A 15,565-nucleotide genomic window follows, 5' to 3' on the forward strand; every position below is an offset into this window, starting at 1 on the left:
TCAATGTCTGCGGCGACTGACACACCGCCATCGCGGGCAAGCCCGGCTCCTACAAGATCTGTCGGTGGGGTTTAGAGTTCACGCCACATATGGATCTTGTCGAAGTAATCCTCACCCACGCGCACGGCCATGGGTTCGAGGCCGAACTGGATGAAGCCGCAACGGCTGTACAAGTTGAACGCGGTGTCGTTGCCGGCGGTGACGGTCAGTTTGATCAGCTTCAAGCCCTGATGCTTGCCCGCCTCGGCCAACGCTGCCTGCACCAGTTGCTGCCCCACCCCGCGCTGGCGGAGGGTGCCCGAGACGTACATGCCAAACAGCGTCGCCTTGTGCCGGGCCTTTTCCCGAGCCTCGAACGCAAGCCCGACGATGCCCGCCAGCCGCCCTTCTACAAACGCCCCGAGCACCACATCCAGTTTGCTGGTCAGGCGCCCTTCCCACCCACTCAGCGGCATCGCGGCGCGCTCGCGCACGCTGGAGGTGAACGCCTGCGGATGCCGGTCGTAGGCTTCGAGCATCAGTTCCCGATAGGCCAGGGCATGACGGGCGTCCAGCCGTTCAATCCACATGTTCAAACCGTCCTGCGTTGCTCAAGCATCAGCCGCACCGCCAGCGTCGCCAACACAAAACTCATGAAATAACGCTGCACCGCCAGCCAGGTCGGGTTGTTGACGAACCACGAGGCGATGCCGGCCGCGAACAACGCGATCAGCAGATTGACGCAGAAGCTGACACTGATCTGCGTCAGGCCAAGGATAAGGCTTTGGCTGAACACCGAGCCGTGTTCAGGGTTGATGAACTGTGGAAACACCGACAGGTAAAACACCGCAATCTTGGGGTTCAACGCGCTGGTGAGAAAACCCATGGTGACCAGTTTGCGTGACGAGTCCGGCGGCAACTGCTGCGCCTCGAACGGTGAACGCGCGCCGGGTTTGACCGCCTGCCAGGCCAGCCACACCAGGTACAACGCCCCGGCCCATTTCAAGACTTCGTAGGCCATCGGCACGGCCAGGAACACCGCGGTCAAACCGGCCGCGGCGGCGAACAAGTGGACAAAGAACCCCGCGACCACGCCCAACAATGACGTCACGCCCGCCTTGCGCCCCTGGCAGATTGAACGGGAAATCAGGTAGATCATGTTCGGCCCCGGTGTCAGCACCATCAGCAATGCGGCGGCGGCGAAAATCAGCAAATCTTGAAGCGGGATCATGGGCAGTCCTTCGTCCGTAATTGATCAGGCAGGTTCGGTCAGCGAAGCTCGATAAAACGGCAGGATCAGGTCGCGTGTCAATGGCGCCAGCGTGATATCACCGTCGGTGGTCGGGTCAATCCAGATCACTTCTTCGATTTCGGCTGCGGGGGTGACGTCCTCCTCGATGGCCAGCCGAAAAAGTTCGGCCTCTACGACAAAACCCGGCTCGTTGGCGGCCGGTGCCGAGAATTTCCCGAGGTAGCTGGCGTGCGACGGATCGATGACTAACCCCAGCTCTTCTTCCAGCTCGCGGGCCAAGGCGTGAACCGGCTGCTCATGGGCTTCGATCTTGCCGCCCGGTTGCATAAAGGCCTGGGTGCCGCGCTTGCGCACCAGCAATGTGCGGCCGTCGGGGCCGATCAACAGGGCGGCGGCGATGCGGATGATGCGTGGCGTATCAGCGGATGGACGGGTCATGGATCGGAATTGGCCTTGGGAAAAAGCCGCAAGGTTCACATAAGTGTCGGTGCATCGTCACGGGGAAAAATATCTGCAACTCACTGCCGAACCTTTGTGGGAGCGAGCTCGCTCCCACAGGGTTCTGTACTGCCAGCCGATTGCTTATGTAGCTTCCTGGAAATCCATCTCCGGTGGCTGGCGACGGAAACCGCCGGTCAGCACCGCCAGGTACACCACGCCAATCGCCAGCCAGCTCAGGCCCAGGTAAATCGCCAGGTGGTCGAGGCTGACCATCAGCCACAAGTCCGCCACCAGACCGATGAACGGGAACACCAGGAAAAGAACCAGCTCACGCGGGCCTTTTTTCTCGCCGCCGATCCAGTAGTGAAAAATCACCGACAGGTTGACCAGGCTGAAGGCGAGGAACGCGCCGAAGTTGATGAACGAGGTCGAGGTGGTGACGTCCAGTTTCAGCGCCAGCAACGCGACGACCGCGCACAACAGGATGCTGTTGACCGGGGTGCCGAATCGTTCGTGCAAGGTGCCGAAGAACGATTTTGGCAGCACACCGTCACGGCCCATGGCGAACAAGAGACGCGAGCCACTGGCCTGTGCCGAAAGGCCCGAGGCGAACTGGCCGACGATCAGGCCGATCAGGAAGATCGACACAAACAGGTCGCCGCCGATGTTGCGGGCAATCTCGTAGGCGGCCGAGTCAACGTTGTCGAACTGGAACGAGGGATGCGCGATCTGCACGAAGTACGAGACGCTGACGAAGATCAGCCCGCCGACCAGGGTAATCAGCATGATTGCCCGAGGGATGGTGCGGCGCGGGTCGCGGGTTTCTTCGGTCAGGGTACTGACCGCGTCGAAGCCCAGGAACGAGTAACAGGCGATGGCTGCGCCGCTCATGATCAGCGGCATTTGCATGTCGCCGTTGAAGAACGGTTTGATCGACCACAACGGTGTGCTTGCATCGCCCCCCACGTAATGGATGCACAGCGCAACAAAGGCGATCAGTACCAGCGCCTGCACCAGCATCAGCAAGGCGTTGACGCCGTTGGCCAGTTTCAGGCCGACGATGTTGATCGCGCTGGTGATGCCGATGAACGCCAACACCCACAGCCATTGCGGCACTGCGGGGAAGGCAGAGTTGAGGTAGGCGGCGCCGATCAGCCAGATCGCCATTGGCAGGAACAGGTAATCGAGCAACACCGCCCAACCGGCGATGAAACCGAGCTTGGGGCTGATGGCTTTGCGTACGTAGCTATAAGCCGAGCCCGCGACAGGGAACGCCGAGGCCATTCGGCCGTAGCTCATGGCGGTGAAGAACATCGCCACCAAGGCCGCCAGGTACGCGGCCGGCACCATGCCTGCGGTGGATTGAGCGAGGATGCCAAAGGTGCCGAGCACAATGATCGGCGTCATGTAGGCAATGCCAAACAGCACCACCGACCCCAATGAAAGGGTGCGTTGCAAACGAGCCATGAGCGACTACTCCGAATTTATTAGATTTATGGCAGAGCCGAGTGATCGTTCCCACGCTCTGCGTGGGAATGCAGCCGGGGACGCTCCGCGTCCCAAAAGCGGACGCAGAGCGTCCGTTGATTCATTCCCACGCAGAGCGTGGGAACGATCGGTGGTCAGTTTTTAGGAATCAGCAGCTCCCGAATCCCGGAAGCGTGCTCAACCATCTCCCCCGGCAGTTTCAACCGCTGATCGTCCAGGTACCGATAGTCCTTGCGTGCCGCGTCCAACCGGTTGAAATCCAGCTCAACCGTAAACCGGCCTTCATCCCGTCCGGCCTCGAACAACAGCGTGCCCAGCGGATCCACCAGCGCACTGCCGCCCGCGAACATCAACCCGTCATCGCCCGCTTCCACCCGGTTGACCATCAGCGCAAACGCCTGGTTTTCCTGGGCGCGGGCCATGATCGCGGTGCGGTGCGTCGAGCCGTAGGGGTCCATGTTGCCGTTGGTGACGATCAGCAGTTCGGCGCCCAGTTGCGCGAGGGCGCGGGCGGTTTCCGGGAATTCGATGTCGTAGCAAATCAGCAGGCCGACCCGCACACCGTTCCACTCGCACGTGGCGTAACGGTCGCCCGGTTCGAACACACCGCGATCCGAGGCCCACAAATGCGTCTTGCGGTATTTCAACGCGATGCCTTCGGGGGTAATCAGCAGTGTGGTGTTGTAGAACCGGCCGTTGTCGTTCTCGGCCATGCCGATCACCACGGCGATGTTGCGTTCGCGGGCAGCGGTCAGCACGGCATTGACGGTCGGGCCGTTCAGCGGTTCAGCGGTGCGGGCCACGGTGTCGGCGGTCGGGAAGCCCATCAGGTGGGTTTCCGGGAAGACAATCAGTTGTGTGTCGGCGGCGCAGGCTGCAATCGCCGCCAAGGCGCGTTCGAGGTTATACGCTGTGCCGTTGTCACGGCCCGCCAACTGGGCGAGTTCGACTTTCATGGGTATTCCTTGTTCTGGAGTACGCCGGGCGGCAGAAAGATTGCCCGGTCGGTGACTGTGCGCCAGTATGCGCAGCAAGCCACCGGCCGGGGAATCACGCCGCTGGGGTAACCCGATAGGGGTAGAGGCATGACACTTTCGCTGGACGACATCGCGTGGCATCGCTCGGTCGGGCAACTGATCGACGCGCTAGACAAGCCTAATTTCTGGACGCAGCTGGTGCGGTTGCTGGATCAGTACGTGACCTTCGACAGCTGGGTGGCCCTGCTTTTCAGCGCCGACCAGCACCCGCAAGTATTCGCCGAATGCCCTGGCGAGGACGGCAGCCCTGACCAGTTGTTTCAGGATTACCTGCGCGGTTTGTACCTGCTCGACCCGTTCTACATCGCCTGCCGCGAGCAATCGCGCACCGGTCTCTATCGCTTGTCGGAAGTGGCGCCGGAGCACTTTGAGCTGACCGAGTATTACCAGCGCTACTTTCGTCTGAATGTGGTCGCCGATGAAATCCAGTTCAATTGCCAGCTCGAAGGCGACCGCACGTTGTGCCTGTCACTGGGCAGCAAGCAGCGCTTCAGCGGCCAGCAGATCGCCTTGCTGTCGCTGATCCAGCCGTGGGTGCTGGGCCTGTTGCGTCAGCGCCTGCCCTACGAAATCAACGAGGTCGTGGCCCTTGCGCCGTCGCCACCGCAACCTGACTGGCGCGTGCAACTGGAAGCGTCGGTGCAGCAGCTCAAAGGCGCGCAACTGACCGCGCGCGAGCTCGACGTCGGGCGTTTGATGCTCAGCGGTTGCTCCAGCAAAGAAATCGCCCGTAAGCTGGAAATCTCCGTCGAAACCGTGAAAGTCCATAAGAAACACATGTACAGCAAGCTGGGAATCAAGTCCCAGTCCGAGCTGTTTTCGATTTTTCTCCAGGCCCAAAACGCCTGACACACCGCAACCCTGTAGGAGCAAAGCTTGCTCGCGATGGCGGTCTTCCGGTCAAAAATTCCGTTGTCTGACACGACGTCATCGCGAGCAAGCTCGGCTCCTACAGGGATCTCTGTGGCCACAACCGAGTCCGAACCCAAGGAAACCGTATGAGCCTGTCACTCCTGAGCCGCTACGCCTTCTTTGCCGCTTGCGTGATCTTCACCCTCGTCAGCCTGCCCTTTCTGCAATACGACTGGCTCTGGCCGATCACCGCCGTCACCGGCGTGCTCAGCCTGATCGGCCTGTTCGATCTGCTGCAAAGCCCTCACGCGGTACGCCGCAACTACCCGATCCTGGGCAACATTCGTTATCTGGTGGAAGGCATTCGCCCGGAAATCCGCCAGTACCTGCTCGAATCCGACAGCGACGCCCTGCCCTTCTCCCGTGCCCAACGTTCGCTGGTCTATTCGCGGGCCAAAAATGAAAGCGCCGACAAACCCTTCGGCACGCTGATCGATGTGTACCAATCGGGCTTCGAATTCATCGGCCACTCGATGCGCCCAGCGCCGTTGAGTGATCCAGGCAGTTTTCGGGTGATGGTCGGCGGCCCGCAGTGCACCCAGCCGTACTCGGCCTCGGTGTTCAACATCTCGGCCATGAGCTTTGGCTCACTCAGCGCCAACGCGATTCGCGCGCTGAACCAGGGCGCCAAACTCGGTAACTTCGCCCATGACACGGGCGAAGGCAGCATCAGCGCGTACCACCGCGAAAACGGCGGCGACCTGACCTGGGAGCTCGGCAGCGGCTACTTCGGCTGCCGCACCGCCGACGGTCGTTTCGACCCGGAACGCTTCGCCGCCCAGGCACAAACGCCGCAAGTGCGCATGATCGAAATCAAGATGAGCCAGGGCGCCAAGCCCGGCCACGGCGGGATTCTGCCCAAGCACAAAGTCACCCAGGAAATCGCCGAAACCCGCGGCATCCTGATGGGCGAAGACTGCATCTCGCCGTCGCGGCACAGTGCGTTTTCCACACCGATTGAACTGATGCATTTCATCCAGCAACTGCGTGAGTTGTCAGGCGGCAAACCGGTGGGTTTCAAGTTCTGCCTCGGCCACCCGTGGGAATTCATGGGCATCGCCAAGGCCATGCTGGAAACCGGCATCCTCCCGGACTTCATCGTCGTCGACGGCAAGGAAGGGGGCACCGGTGCTGCGCCAGTGGAGTTCACCGACCACATCGGCGTGCCGATGCGCGAAGGCCTGCTGTTCGTGCACAACACGCTGGTGGGCCTGAACCTGCGGGACAAAATCAAACTGGGGGCCAGCGGCAAGATCGTCAGCGCCTTTGACATCGCCAGCGTGCTGGCCATCGGCGCCGACTGGGCCAACTCGGCACGCGGCTTCATGTTCGCCATCGGCTGCATCCAGTCGCAAAGCTGCCACACCAACAAATGCCCGACCGGCGTCGCCACCCAGGACACCTTGCGTCAACGCGCCCTCGTCGTTCCGGACAAAGCCCAGCGCGTGTTCAACTTCCACCGCAACACGCTCAAGGCCCTGGCTGAAATGCTCGCGGCGGCGGGCCTCGATCACCCTTCACAACTGTCAGCCAAACACTTGGTGCGGCGCATGTCGGCGACCGAGATCAAATTGTTCTCGCAGTTGCATGTGTTCTTGAAGCCTGGCGAGTTACTCACCGGTGAAGTGAATGGCGAGTTTTACTCGCGGATGTGGCAGATGGCGCGGGCGGACAGTTTTGAGCCGAATGAGGAAGTTGCGGCATAAACATCGGTTGAAAACAGCCACAGGAGGCGCCGGTCGGAGATTTCACACCAGACGGCCGGCGTGGTGATGGCGTGAAGTCTCGCGAATAACGCGACCGCCACCACCACATACAGCGCTGCGACCTCCCCAGAGCAGCGCGAAACCATCATGCTTCGCGCTCGCGGAACAAGATAAATCGCGAAAAGAAAAACCCGCAGAACAGACTCAACAGCGAGAACGATGCGACGGTTACCAAGCCGTGGAGTTTCCAGACATCGGCATAGTGCCCGACCACAAAACTCGCTACGCCCATGCAGCAGACATACGACAGATAACGACGTACCGACGCTCCGGCTTCAAATGTGTACAGCGCGTGCACATAAAAGGAGAACGTTGCCGCGACACAGAACGCCGTAACGTTGCTGGCGGCCTGACTCCATTCGGCGGCGGTGGTGAGGATGTAAAACAGCTGCCAATGAATCAGCGTATTGGCCACGCCAACTACCGCATAGGTGGAGAATTCTTTCCATAAAGCTTTCATGTCCATTCCGTGGTCCGCTCTCGGTTTCAGAAGTGCTTCAACCTAATGTCAGGGCAGGTGTGCGTCTACTGTCAGAAATAGCAGGTACCGCGGTATTCCTGATTAACGGTCATGCCCAATGGCTTCATTCACCACTGAAGCGTTTTCACGGGCACCGGCTCTTTCATGACGATAAAGCCGTAATCCCCCAGCAGATAAATGCGATAGAACTGGCTGTCCACCAGCGGCGGATACCCCTGGTAACCGACTCGTGTCGCATTGCGCCGTTCCTTTTCCCTGACCACGTTGGTGATGCCGGTTTTCGGCAGGTTTTCCGCGAGCATGTAAAAGTCGGTGTTAAGCAAATAGTGCAAAACCGGCATCTGTTTGAACGACCCGGCAGCGGCCACCAACCAGTGATCCGAATAACTCACCGACAGGTAAATGCGCTTGGCATCGCGCAATGCGGGGCGCGAGGCAATGTCGGCACTCAGGGCATACAACGCGTTGGTCGCGAAGGTTTTTTGCAGGGTCAGCACGCGCCCGTAGGCGAAGGACAGCGAGAGCATCGCCAGCAGCGGGATGAGCAACAGCAGTGGCAGTTTTCCATGCCACGACGCCAGCGCCCGATGACTCAGGTAGAACAGCACCACCAGCACGACGCCAAAACCCATCAAGGTTCGGGCGCCTTCATTGAAGTCTCGAAAAAACAATGAAGCACCGGGCACCAGTAACATCAGGACCGGCAGCATCATCAGACACGCCAACCCTATCAGCGCCTTGTGCAGCCCCGTGTCCTGCCGCGCCAGCACACCCTGCCCCACGCACACACCTCCGGCGATGGCGCACAGCAACAGCGCGGCGAACACCCAGGTAAAGCCGCCATGAAACAACAGCACGATTTTTTCCAGCACCCGGCCCGCATTGATTTCAACTTGCAGCAGCGGTGCCGCCGCCCCCTTCAATATCGCGGTGCGGTTTTGACTCATGTAAGCAAAAGCCGTGGCGCCGTAGATCAATCCGGCCAACAGCACCTGCGCGACTTTCCAGCCGAGCAATCGGCACCACGCCGGCCACGATATTCGCTCGGTTGCCCCGCGCAGCAGCTCCAGGCAACAGAGCCCGAGAAACACATTGATGCTGGCCTGATAAAGGCCGATGGCCAATGCAATCAGCACGGCCGGAACGATCAATCGCTGGACGCGCGAGGGGCTTTGAAACGTGATCGCGTAGATCACCGCCACCACACTCAGCGCCATGGTCGGACCGTCGTATTGGTACGACAGGTTTTGCAGGAAATACGGGTTGTACCAAAGCGGCAGAACGACCAGGCAATGAGCAACCGTCGGTACGGGAAAGTAATGGAACGTCAGACGGGTCAGGGCCGCACTCATGGCCAGGGTGGCGATCAAAAGCGGCAACGGGAAGATATTGGGTGCGGCATCGCTGAAGCTCAGCAGGTTGTAGAACCATTGTGCGAAGAGACGGCCCTCCTGCGACCAGCCCATGCCGGCGGCCAGGCCACGCCAGTTGTCATCGATGTAGGGGAAATCCGCGAGGATAAACGGCAGGACATACAGCAGCGTCGCAAGCACAAACAGCAACCAGACCTGACGGCCTCCACGTTCTTTGTCGAGCCAATCGCTGATGCTCATGTCGGCGCCTCAAGGGAATTCCGCCTACAACCACTAAAGCTTTGAACCCGACGATAACCAGAGATCGCACCGCTGCCGGGCTTTTAGACAGGCGGTTGAGACATCTCGTAATACCCACACTTTGCAATTGCCGACGAATGCCTGCACCCTGCGCGCCGCCGATGTGCGGCGCACGACCTAGTGGCGCCGCCCGCCCCCTTCAACACCCGTTCAAGAGCCCGCAGCCATGACGACTGAACGCGATCACCGAATCGACTTTTTCCGTGGCCTGGCACTGATCTTCATTTTCTGGGATCACGTGCCCCACAACCCCTTGGGTCAAATCACCTTGCGCAACGTAGGCTTCAGCGATGCCGCGGAAATCTTTGTATTTCTGGCAGGCTACGCAGCGGTGCTGGCCTACGGCAAGATCCTTGCGCGTGACGGTTACCTGATTGCCTGTGTGAAAATCCTGCGCCGCGCCTGGGTGTTGTATGTGGTGCATATTTTCCTGCTGGCGATGCTGATGGGCATCGTGTTCTTCGCCAACAGCCATGTGGAAACCCGCGATCTGGTCGAGGAAATGGGCCTGCACCACTTCATCTCCAACCCTCAACAAGCGTTGACCGATGAGTTGCTGCTGCGCTTCAAACCGAACCTGATGGACCCGTTGCCGCTGTACATCGTGCTACTGGCCGGGTTGCCCCTAGTGCTGCCGTTGCTGGTACGCAAGGCGTGGGCAGTGGTAGCGGTGTCGTTGACTGTTTACCTGTTGGCGCCGTCATTCGGCTGGAACCTGGCCGCGATCAAGGACGGCGTGTGGTATTTCAACCCAGTCACCTGGCAACTGCTGTTTGTGCTCGGTGGTGCGGCGGCGATTCACGGGCAAAGGTCACGACTGCCCGAGACGCGTGCGCTGTCGCGCCAGCCGTTATTTGTCTGTGCAGCCATTTACGTAGTGTTTGCCGGGGTGATTACCGTTTCCTGGCGCTGGCCGCATATCCACGACGCGGTGATGCCAACCCTGTTGAGCAACTGGCTGTACCCGATCAGTAAGACCGACCTGTCGCCGGTGCGATTACTGCACTTTCTGGCACTGGCCTATGTCACGGCGAAACTGCTGCCAGACACGGGCTGGACACAAAACTGGCTGGCACAGCAATGCTGTCGCATGGGGCGCTATTCGCTGGAAGTGTTCTGCCTCGGCGTGTTGCTGGCGCCGCTGGCGGACATGGTCAACGCCATGACCGACGACGCGTTTGCCATGCAAATCTTCACCGCACTGGTCGGGGCGGGGTTGATGGGGTTGTTGGGGGTCTGGCTGGAATTCAATAAGCGCCTGAACCGCTCACTGCACGTCGCGGCAGCCTGAAACGAAAAAGCCCCGGTCAATCGACCGGGGCTTTGGCATTTCAAGCGTTACGCCTTACGACGCCGAACGCACCGCACCTTGCGTTGCCTGGGTCGGTTGCAGCTTGAACACATAGAACAACACCGTCAGCAGCACCAGGAACGCAGGGCCGACATACAGTGCCACGCGGGTGTCCGGGAAGTAGGCCATCAGGCCGACCACCAACACCAGAAACGCCAGCGCCAGGTACGAACTGACCGGGTACAGCCACATCTTGTACGTGAGGCCGGCACACTCGCTGGCGCTCAGGCCTTTGCGGAACTTGAGCTGAGCCAACAGGATCATCACCCAGGTCCAGATCGCGCCGAAGGTGGCAATCGCGGTGACCCAGACGAAGACCTTCTCCGGCGCCACGTAGTTGAGCAACACGCCCAACAGCAACGCGCCCATCGATAACAGCAAGGCGCGGCGAGGTACGCCGTTGCTCGACGTCTTGGCGAAACCGGCCGGGGCCTGGCCATTCTGCGCCAGGCTGTAGAGCATGCGCCCGGTGCTGAAAATGCCGCCGTTACAGGACGACAGCGCAGCGGTGATCACCACGAAATTGATGATACCGGCGGCGGTCTTGATGCCCAGGCGCTCGAACGTCATCACAAACGGACTGCCCTGGGTGCCGATTTCGTTCCATGGGTAGATCGACAGGATCACGAACAGCGCGCCGACGTAGAACAGCAGAATCCGCCAGAACACCGAGCCAATGGCATCCGGGATGGTCTTGCGCGGGTTCTTGGCTTCACCGGCGGTCAGGCCGATCATCTCGACGCCCAGGTAGGCGAACATGACCATCTGCAGCGACATCAACACGCCTTGCACGCCATTGGGCATGAAACCGCCGTGGGCCCAGAGATTGGAAATCCCCAGCGCCACGCCATCGTTGCCGAACCCGAAAGCGATGATGCCGATACCACCGACCACCATGGCAATGATGGTGACGATCTTGATCAGGGCGAACCAGAACTCGAACTCACCGAAGGCCTTGACCGCGATCAGGTTGATGGTGCCCATGCTGATCAACGCCGACAGCGCCCAGATCCAGCGCGGCACATCGGGGAACCAGACCCCCATGTACACCGCCACCGCTGTGATTTCCGCGACGCAGGTCACCAGCCACAAGAACCAATAGTTCCAGCCGGTAAGGAAGCCCGCCAAGGGGCCGAGATAGTCTTGGGCATAACGGCTGAACGAGCCGGCGACCGGGTTGTGCACGGCCATTTCGCCCAGGGCACGCATGATCACCAGGATCGCCAGACCGCCAATGATGTAGGACAGCATGATGGCGGGACCGGCCATTTCGATGGCCTTGGCCGACCCCAGGAACAGGCCGACGCCGATACAGGCACCGAGTGCCATCAAGCGAATATGCCGTTCGCCGAGTTCGCGTTTAAGCGGGCCGCCTTGAGCGGTCTCGCCGTTGGGCAGGTGATTGCCGACAGGCATAGGGGACATCCTCGTCTTGTTATTGGATTTAGCCACTGAGTGTCGAAGCGCTGACCGATAAGCCATTGCTTGCCTGAAACCGGTCTACTTCGTGAGCAGGACCGTCCTGTAGGACAAAACCTCGAGGATCAGCGGGACGTGCAGTATAAAAAGCATCGATCAGGTTTTTTCACTCTATAAATCACAATATGCAGCCATAAGTCTCGGCAAAATAGCAATTTATGGAGAGGTATTAACTGGCTAAAGGCGATTACACTCGCCTCTGAAACGGCGGCGAGTATTGCACAGCATTGGTGCATCGTCATGCACTTGCCTAAACCTTATTTACTGCTGAACAGCTCTAGATCAAGCCTCTTCAGCCATAACACCACCGCCCCCTGGTAGCAGCTGCCGAAGGCTGCGTTCGACTGCGCAGCAGTCGTAAATCAGACACCGCGGCTTTCCAGACAAATTGAAATTGCAGGATTGGCGACTGCTGCGCAGTCGAACGCAGCCTTCGGCAGCTGCTACAGGGATTTGTGTGGATACAAAAAAATAGGCGATAACCTTGTCCACAATTTTTTCACCTTTGCCAACCACCGTCTAAGCTTCAGACAAGTCAGATCAATCTGCGTGAATGGATCAATCGGCTATGGGCGCTTTGTGGCAAACCGATACGAGTAAAACTGTGGTCCCGACTGAACGAGTGGATGAAGCGCCTTTACCTGAAAAACCCCGTACCAGTCGTGTCAAACACGGCTGGAAGGCGTTTTGGTTGTTGTTGCTGATCATTCTGATCGTCGTGGGCCTGGCCGCTGCCAAGGAAATGCGCACGTCGAAATTTCAGGCGCGGGAAGTCAGCAAATTCGCTGCGTCCCTGAGTTACACCCTGGAACCAGGCCCTAGCGATGCGATTCGTTACCCTGGCGCCGGGCCTTTTGATTTGCGTCTGGGCTATAGCTCTCTGAATGAGTTCCTGCCCCGGTTGCTCAAGCGCGACTACGTGATCTCGGCGCAGACCCGTTTTTCCAAAAAGTTGATGGACTACAGCGACAAGGGCCTGTTCGTGCCCTATTCGGAAAAAATCCAGGCCGGGCTGTCGATCACCGATTGCCGCGCGTTGCCGCTGTACCAGTTCAAGTATCCGCAGCAGCTTTATTCAAGCTTTGAATCGATCCCGCCGGTGGTGATCAACAGCCTGTTGTTCATCGAGAACCGTTTCCTGCTCGACCCCAAGCAACCCTTGGCCAACCCCGCCGTGGACTGGCCGCGCTTCGGCATGGCGGCGTGGTCGCAGGTAGCCAAATTGATTCACCTGCCGGGTCAATCGGCGGGCGGCAGTACCCTGGCGACACAGCTTGAAAAGTATCGGCATTCGCCCGATGGCCTGACGGTATCGGGGGCGGAAAAGATCCGGCAGATGATTTCCGCCACCGTGCGCGCCTATCAGGCCGGCCCGGAAACCCTCGATGCCCGGAAAAATGTGGTCCGCGACTACCTCAACAGCGTGCCGCTGTCCGCCGTGCCCGGTCACGGTGAAGTGCATGGCATGGCCGAAGGGTTGCGCGTCTGGTACGGCGCCGACTTCGACAAGGCCAACGAAACCCTGGCCAGCCCAGCCACCGATCCAAAAACGATGGCCGCCAAAGGCCTGGCCCTGCGTGAAATGCTCTCGTTGATGATTGCCCAGCGCCGGCCTTCCCACTACCTGACCAAGGGCCGTGATGAACTGGTCGATCTCACTGACAGCCACATCCGACTGCTGGCACAAAATGGCGTGATCGATGGGCCGTTTGCCGCTGCGGCATTGGCCAGCAAGGTCACTTATCGCGACTGGCAAACCCAGCCGACCATTCAGCCCATTGAAACCAACAAAGGCATCAGCGTGGCACGCAGTCGCTTGGGCGGCTTGCTCAATCGTCCACTGTACGACCTCGATCGCCTTGATCTGTCTGCCACCAGTACCTTGCAAGGCCAGCTGCAATCCCAGGCCACCGAGTACCTCAAGCACCTGGCCGACCCGGTATTTGCGGCGCAGATCGGCTTGATGGGCGAACGCCTGCTCACCCCCACCAGCACCACCCAGGTGCGCTACAGCTTCACCCTGTTTGAACTGACGCCGGACGGCGCGCGCGTACGCATCCAGACCGACAGCACCGACCAGCCGTTCGACATCAACGAAGGCAGCAAGCTGGAACTGGGCTCCACTGCAAAAATGCGCGTGCTCACCACCTACCTGCAAATCATCGCCGAACTGCACGACAAATATGCCGGGATGACCATTCCAGAGCTGAAAAAAGTCGATGTCCCCGATCAGGACCGACTGAGTCGTTGGGCCGTCGATTACCTGATCGAGAATCAAGATCGCAATCTGCCGGCCATGCTGGGTGCCGCGCTGGATCGCAAATACTCGGCCAGCCCCGGCGAAGCGTTTTTCACCGGTGGCGGGTTGCACGTGTTCCATAACTTTCGCAAGGAAGACAACGGCCGCATCCCTACCCTGCGCGATGCGCTGCGTGAATCGATCAACCTGCCGTTCATTCGGTTAATGCGCGACCTGGTGCGCTACGCCACGTATTCGGGCCCCAACAACAGCGCAGAACTGCTCAAGGACGACCGCGACCCTCGCCGTCAGGAATACCTGGCCGATTTCGCCGACCGCGAAGGCACCTCGTTCCTGCTGAAATTCTGGAAGAAATACAAAAACAAGGACACCCAGGCACGGCTCGACACCTTCCTCGACAGCATGCGCCCGACACCGATCCGTCTGGCGGCGGTCCATCGTTATATGCTGCCGCAAGCCAGTCAGGAAAGCTTCAACACCTTCGTTCGCACGCATCTCAAAGGTGCCAAGCTCACTGAAAAACTCACCGACGAACGCCTGCAACGGCTCTACGAAAGCTATGGTCCCGGCGCCTACGACCTGCCGGACCAGGGCTTCATCGCCAAGGTCCACCCGCTGGACATGTGGTTGATGGGCTACCTGCTGAACAACCCCGACGCCAAGTGGGGCCAGATCGTCAAGGCCAGTCAGTTCGAACGTCAGGAAGTCTATAGCTGGCTGTTCAAAAGCAAGCACAAGGGCGCCCGCGACAGCCGCATCCGCACCATGCTCGAGATCGAAGCCTTCCTGGACATTCACCAGCGCTGGCAGAAAGTCGGCTACCCCTTCGATCATCTGGTGCCGTCGCTGGCCACCGCCATCGGTAGCTCTGGCGACCGTCCGGCGGCGCTGGGCGAGTTGATCGGGACCATCCTCAACGATGGCGTGCGCATGCCGACACTGCGCATCGACACGCTGCATTTCGCGGCCAACACCCCGTATGAAACCAAGTTGATCAACGACCCGGTCGTGGGCAAACGGGTGATGCCATCCGAAGTCGCCACGGCCATGCGCGAAGCCTTGTCCCAAGTGGTGGATGCCGGTACCGCAAAACGTGTGTCCGGCAGTTTCACATTGCCCAATGGCAAACCCCTGGCCATGGGCGGCAAGACCGGGACGGGTGACAACCGCATTGCGGCCATTGGTTCCGGCGGCCGGGTGCTGAGCTCCAAATCCCTCAATCGCACGGCGACCTTCGTGTTCTACATCGGCGACAACCATTTCGGCACCCTCACCGCTTTCGTGCCGGGTCGCTCGGCCGAAACGTTCACGTTCACTTCAGCACTGCCGGTGCAAGTGCTCAAGGGCATGGCGCCGATTCTGATGCCCTACCTGCAACCGGGAAGTAACACCGGGTGCCTGCCTGTCGAGGTGGCACGGCGTTGATTGACGAGGGTGGTAATTAAA

The 15,565-nt window shown here is 59.7% G+C and carries 12 protein-coding genes; 4 read left to right on the plus strand and 8 right to left on the minus strand.

Annotated elements, in window-relative coordinates:
- Positions 1-71: 71 nt before the first annotated feature.
- The 5 genes from LOY55_RS24590 to LOY55_RS24610 all read right to left on the minus strand — a co-directional run bounded on the left by LOY55_RS24590 (position 72) and on the right by LOY55_RS24610 (position 4,116).
- Entirely contained in the window at positions 72-569 is a 498-nt protein-coding gene (locus LOY55_RS24590; protein WP_223523537.1) for a GNAT family N-acetyltransferase, read from the minus strand.
- Between the two features lie 2 nt (positions 570-571).
- Positions 572-1,210, minus strand: coding sequence for a LysE family translocator (locus LOY55_RS24595; protein WP_046026567.1), 639 nt, complete (start codon positions 1,208-1,210; stop codon positions 572-574).
- A 24-nt stretch (positions 1,211-1,234) separates the two neighbouring features.
- Positions 1,235-1,669, minus strand: coding sequence for an NUDIX domain-containing protein (locus tag LOY55_RS24600; protein ID WP_077431335.1), 435 nt, complete (start codon positions 1,667-1,669; stop codon positions 1,235-1,237).
- A gap of 144 nt (positions 1,670-1,813) precedes the next feature.
- Positions 1,814-3,139, minus strand: a complete 1,326-nt coding sequence (locus LOY55_RS24605) for an APC family permease (protein ID WP_077431334.1) — start codon at positions 3,137-3,139, stop codon at positions 1,814-1,816.
- Between the two features lie 155 nt (positions 3,140-3,294).
- The gene (locus tag LOY55_RS24610) at positions 3,295-4,116 is read right to left on the minus strand and encodes a carbon-nitrogen hydrolase family protein (RefSeq protein WP_109785010.1); all 822 of its coding nucleotides are present in this window, start codon (positions 4,114-4,116) and stop codon (positions 3,295-3,297) included.
- A 129-nt stretch (positions 4,117-4,245) separates the two neighbouring features.
- Here LOY55_RS24610 and LOY55_RS24615 point away from each other — a divergent pair, with 129 nt between their 5' ends.
- Positions 4,246-5,046 (plus strand): LuxR C-terminal-related transcriptional regulator, encoded by an 801-nt coding sequence (locus LOY55_RS24615; protein WP_027922800.1) that lies wholly within the window; start codon positions 4,246-4,248, stop codon positions 5,044-5,046.
- A 149-nt stretch (positions 5,047-5,195) separates the two neighbouring features.
- Positions 5,196-6,815, plus strand: a complete 1,620-nt coding sequence (locus LOY55_RS24620) for an FMN-binding glutamate synthase family protein (protein WP_223523538.1) — start codon at positions 5,196-5,198, stop codon at positions 6,813-6,815.
- Positions 6,816-6,960: 145 nt separating this feature from the next.
- Here the strand turns inward: LOY55_RS24620 and LOY55_RS24625 are convergent, their stop codons facing one another.
- Both LOY55_RS24625 and LOY55_RS24630 read right to left on the minus strand, forming a co-directional pair.
- Positions 6,961-7,335, minus strand: a complete 375-nt coding sequence (locus LOY55_RS24625; protein WP_223523540.1) for a GtrA family protein — start codon at positions 7,333-7,335, stop codon at positions 6,961-6,963.
- A 128-nt stretch (positions 7,336-7,463) separates the two neighbouring features.
- A complete protein-coding gene (locus LOY55_RS24630) occupies positions 7,464-8,969 on the minus strand; it encodes a glucosyltransferase domain-containing protein (RefSeq protein WP_223523542.1) in 1,506 nt (501 codons plus the stop codon).
- A 226-nt stretch (positions 8,970-9,195) separates the two neighbouring features.
- Between LOY55_RS24630 and LOY55_RS24635 the strand changes: the two genes are divergently transcribed.
- Positions 9,196-10,320 carry an OpgC family protein gene (locus LOY55_RS24635; RefSeq protein WP_258667044.1) on the plus strand — a complete coding sequence of 375 codons (1,125 nt, stop codon included), beginning with the start codon at positions 9,196-9,198 and terminating at the stop codon, positions 10,318-10,320.
- Positions 10,321-10,374: 54 nt separating this feature from the next.
- On the opposite strand, the gene LOY55_RS24640 is transcribed toward LOY55_RS24635, so the two are convergent.
- Positions 10,375-11,796, minus strand: a complete 1,422-nt coding sequence (locus LOY55_RS24640; RefSeq protein ID WP_109785005.1) for an amino acid permease — start codon at positions 11,794-11,796, stop codon at positions 10,375-10,377.
- A 631-nt stretch (positions 11,797-12,427) separates the two neighbouring features.
- Here LOY55_RS24640 and LOY55_RS24645 point away from each other — a divergent pair.
- Entirely contained in the window at positions 12,428-15,544 is a 3,117-nt protein-coding gene (locus LOY55_RS24645) for a transglycosylase domain-containing protein (protein ID WP_223524114.1), read from the plus strand.
- The last annotated feature ends 21 nt before the right edge of the window (positions 15,545-15,565 follow it).

The organism is Pseudomonas sp. B21-040 (genome assembly GCF_024748695.1).
Taxonomy (GTDB): domain Bacteria; phylum Pseudomonadota; class Gammaproteobacteria; order Pseudomonadales; family Pseudomonadaceae; genus Aquipseudomonas.

Bases quoted from the DNA above. Each gene is read 5' to 3' on its own strand.
- LOY55_RS24640 (WP_109785005.1), bottom strand. From the start codon at position 11,796: ATGCCTGTCGGCAATCACCTGCCCAACGGCGAGACCGCTCAAGGCGGC.
- LOY55_RS24590 (WP_223523537.1), bottom strand. From the start codon at position 569: ATGTGGATTGAACGGCTGGACGCCCGTCATGCCCTGGCCTATCGGGAA.
- LOY55_RS24630 (WP_223523542.1), bottom strand. From the start codon at position 8,969: ATGAGCATCAGCGATTGGCTCGACAAAGAACGTGGAGGCCGTCAGGTC.
- LOY55_RS24645 (WP_223524114.1), top strand. From the start codon at position 12,428: ATGGGCGCTTTGTGGCAAACCGATACGAGTAAAACTGTGGTCCCGACT.
- LOY55_RS24625 (WP_223523540.1), bottom strand. From the start codon at position 7,335: ATGAAAGCTTTATGGAAAGAATTCTCCACCTATGCGGTAGTTGGCGTG.
- LOY55_RS24620 (WP_223523538.1), top strand. From the start codon at position 5,196: ATGAGCCTGTCACTCCTGAGCCGCTACGCCTTCTTTGCCGCTTGCGTG.
- LOY55_RS24615 (WP_027922800.1), top strand. From the start codon at position 4,246: ATGACACTTTCGCTGGACGACATCGCGTGGCATCGCTCGGTCGGGCAA.
- LOY55_RS24635 (WP_258667044.1), top strand. From the start codon at position 9,196: ATGACGACTGAACGCGATCACCGAATCGACTTTTTCCGTGGCCTGGCA.
- LOY55_RS24610 (WP_109785010.1), bottom strand. From the start codon at position 4,116: ATGAAAGTCGAACTCGCCCAGTTGGCGGGCCGTGACAACGGCACAGCG.
- LOY55_RS24600 (WP_077431335.1), bottom strand. From the start codon at position 1,669: ATGACCCGTCCATCCGCTGATACGCCACGCATCATCCGCATCGCCGCC.
- LOY55_RS24595 (WP_046026567.1), bottom strand. From the start codon at position 1,210: ATGATCCCGCTTCAAGATTTGCTGATTTTCGCCGCCGCCGCATTGCTG.
- LOY55_RS24605 (WP_077431334.1), bottom strand. From the start codon at position 3,139: ATGGCTCGTTTGCAACGCACCCTTTCATTGGGGTCGGTGGTGCTGTTT.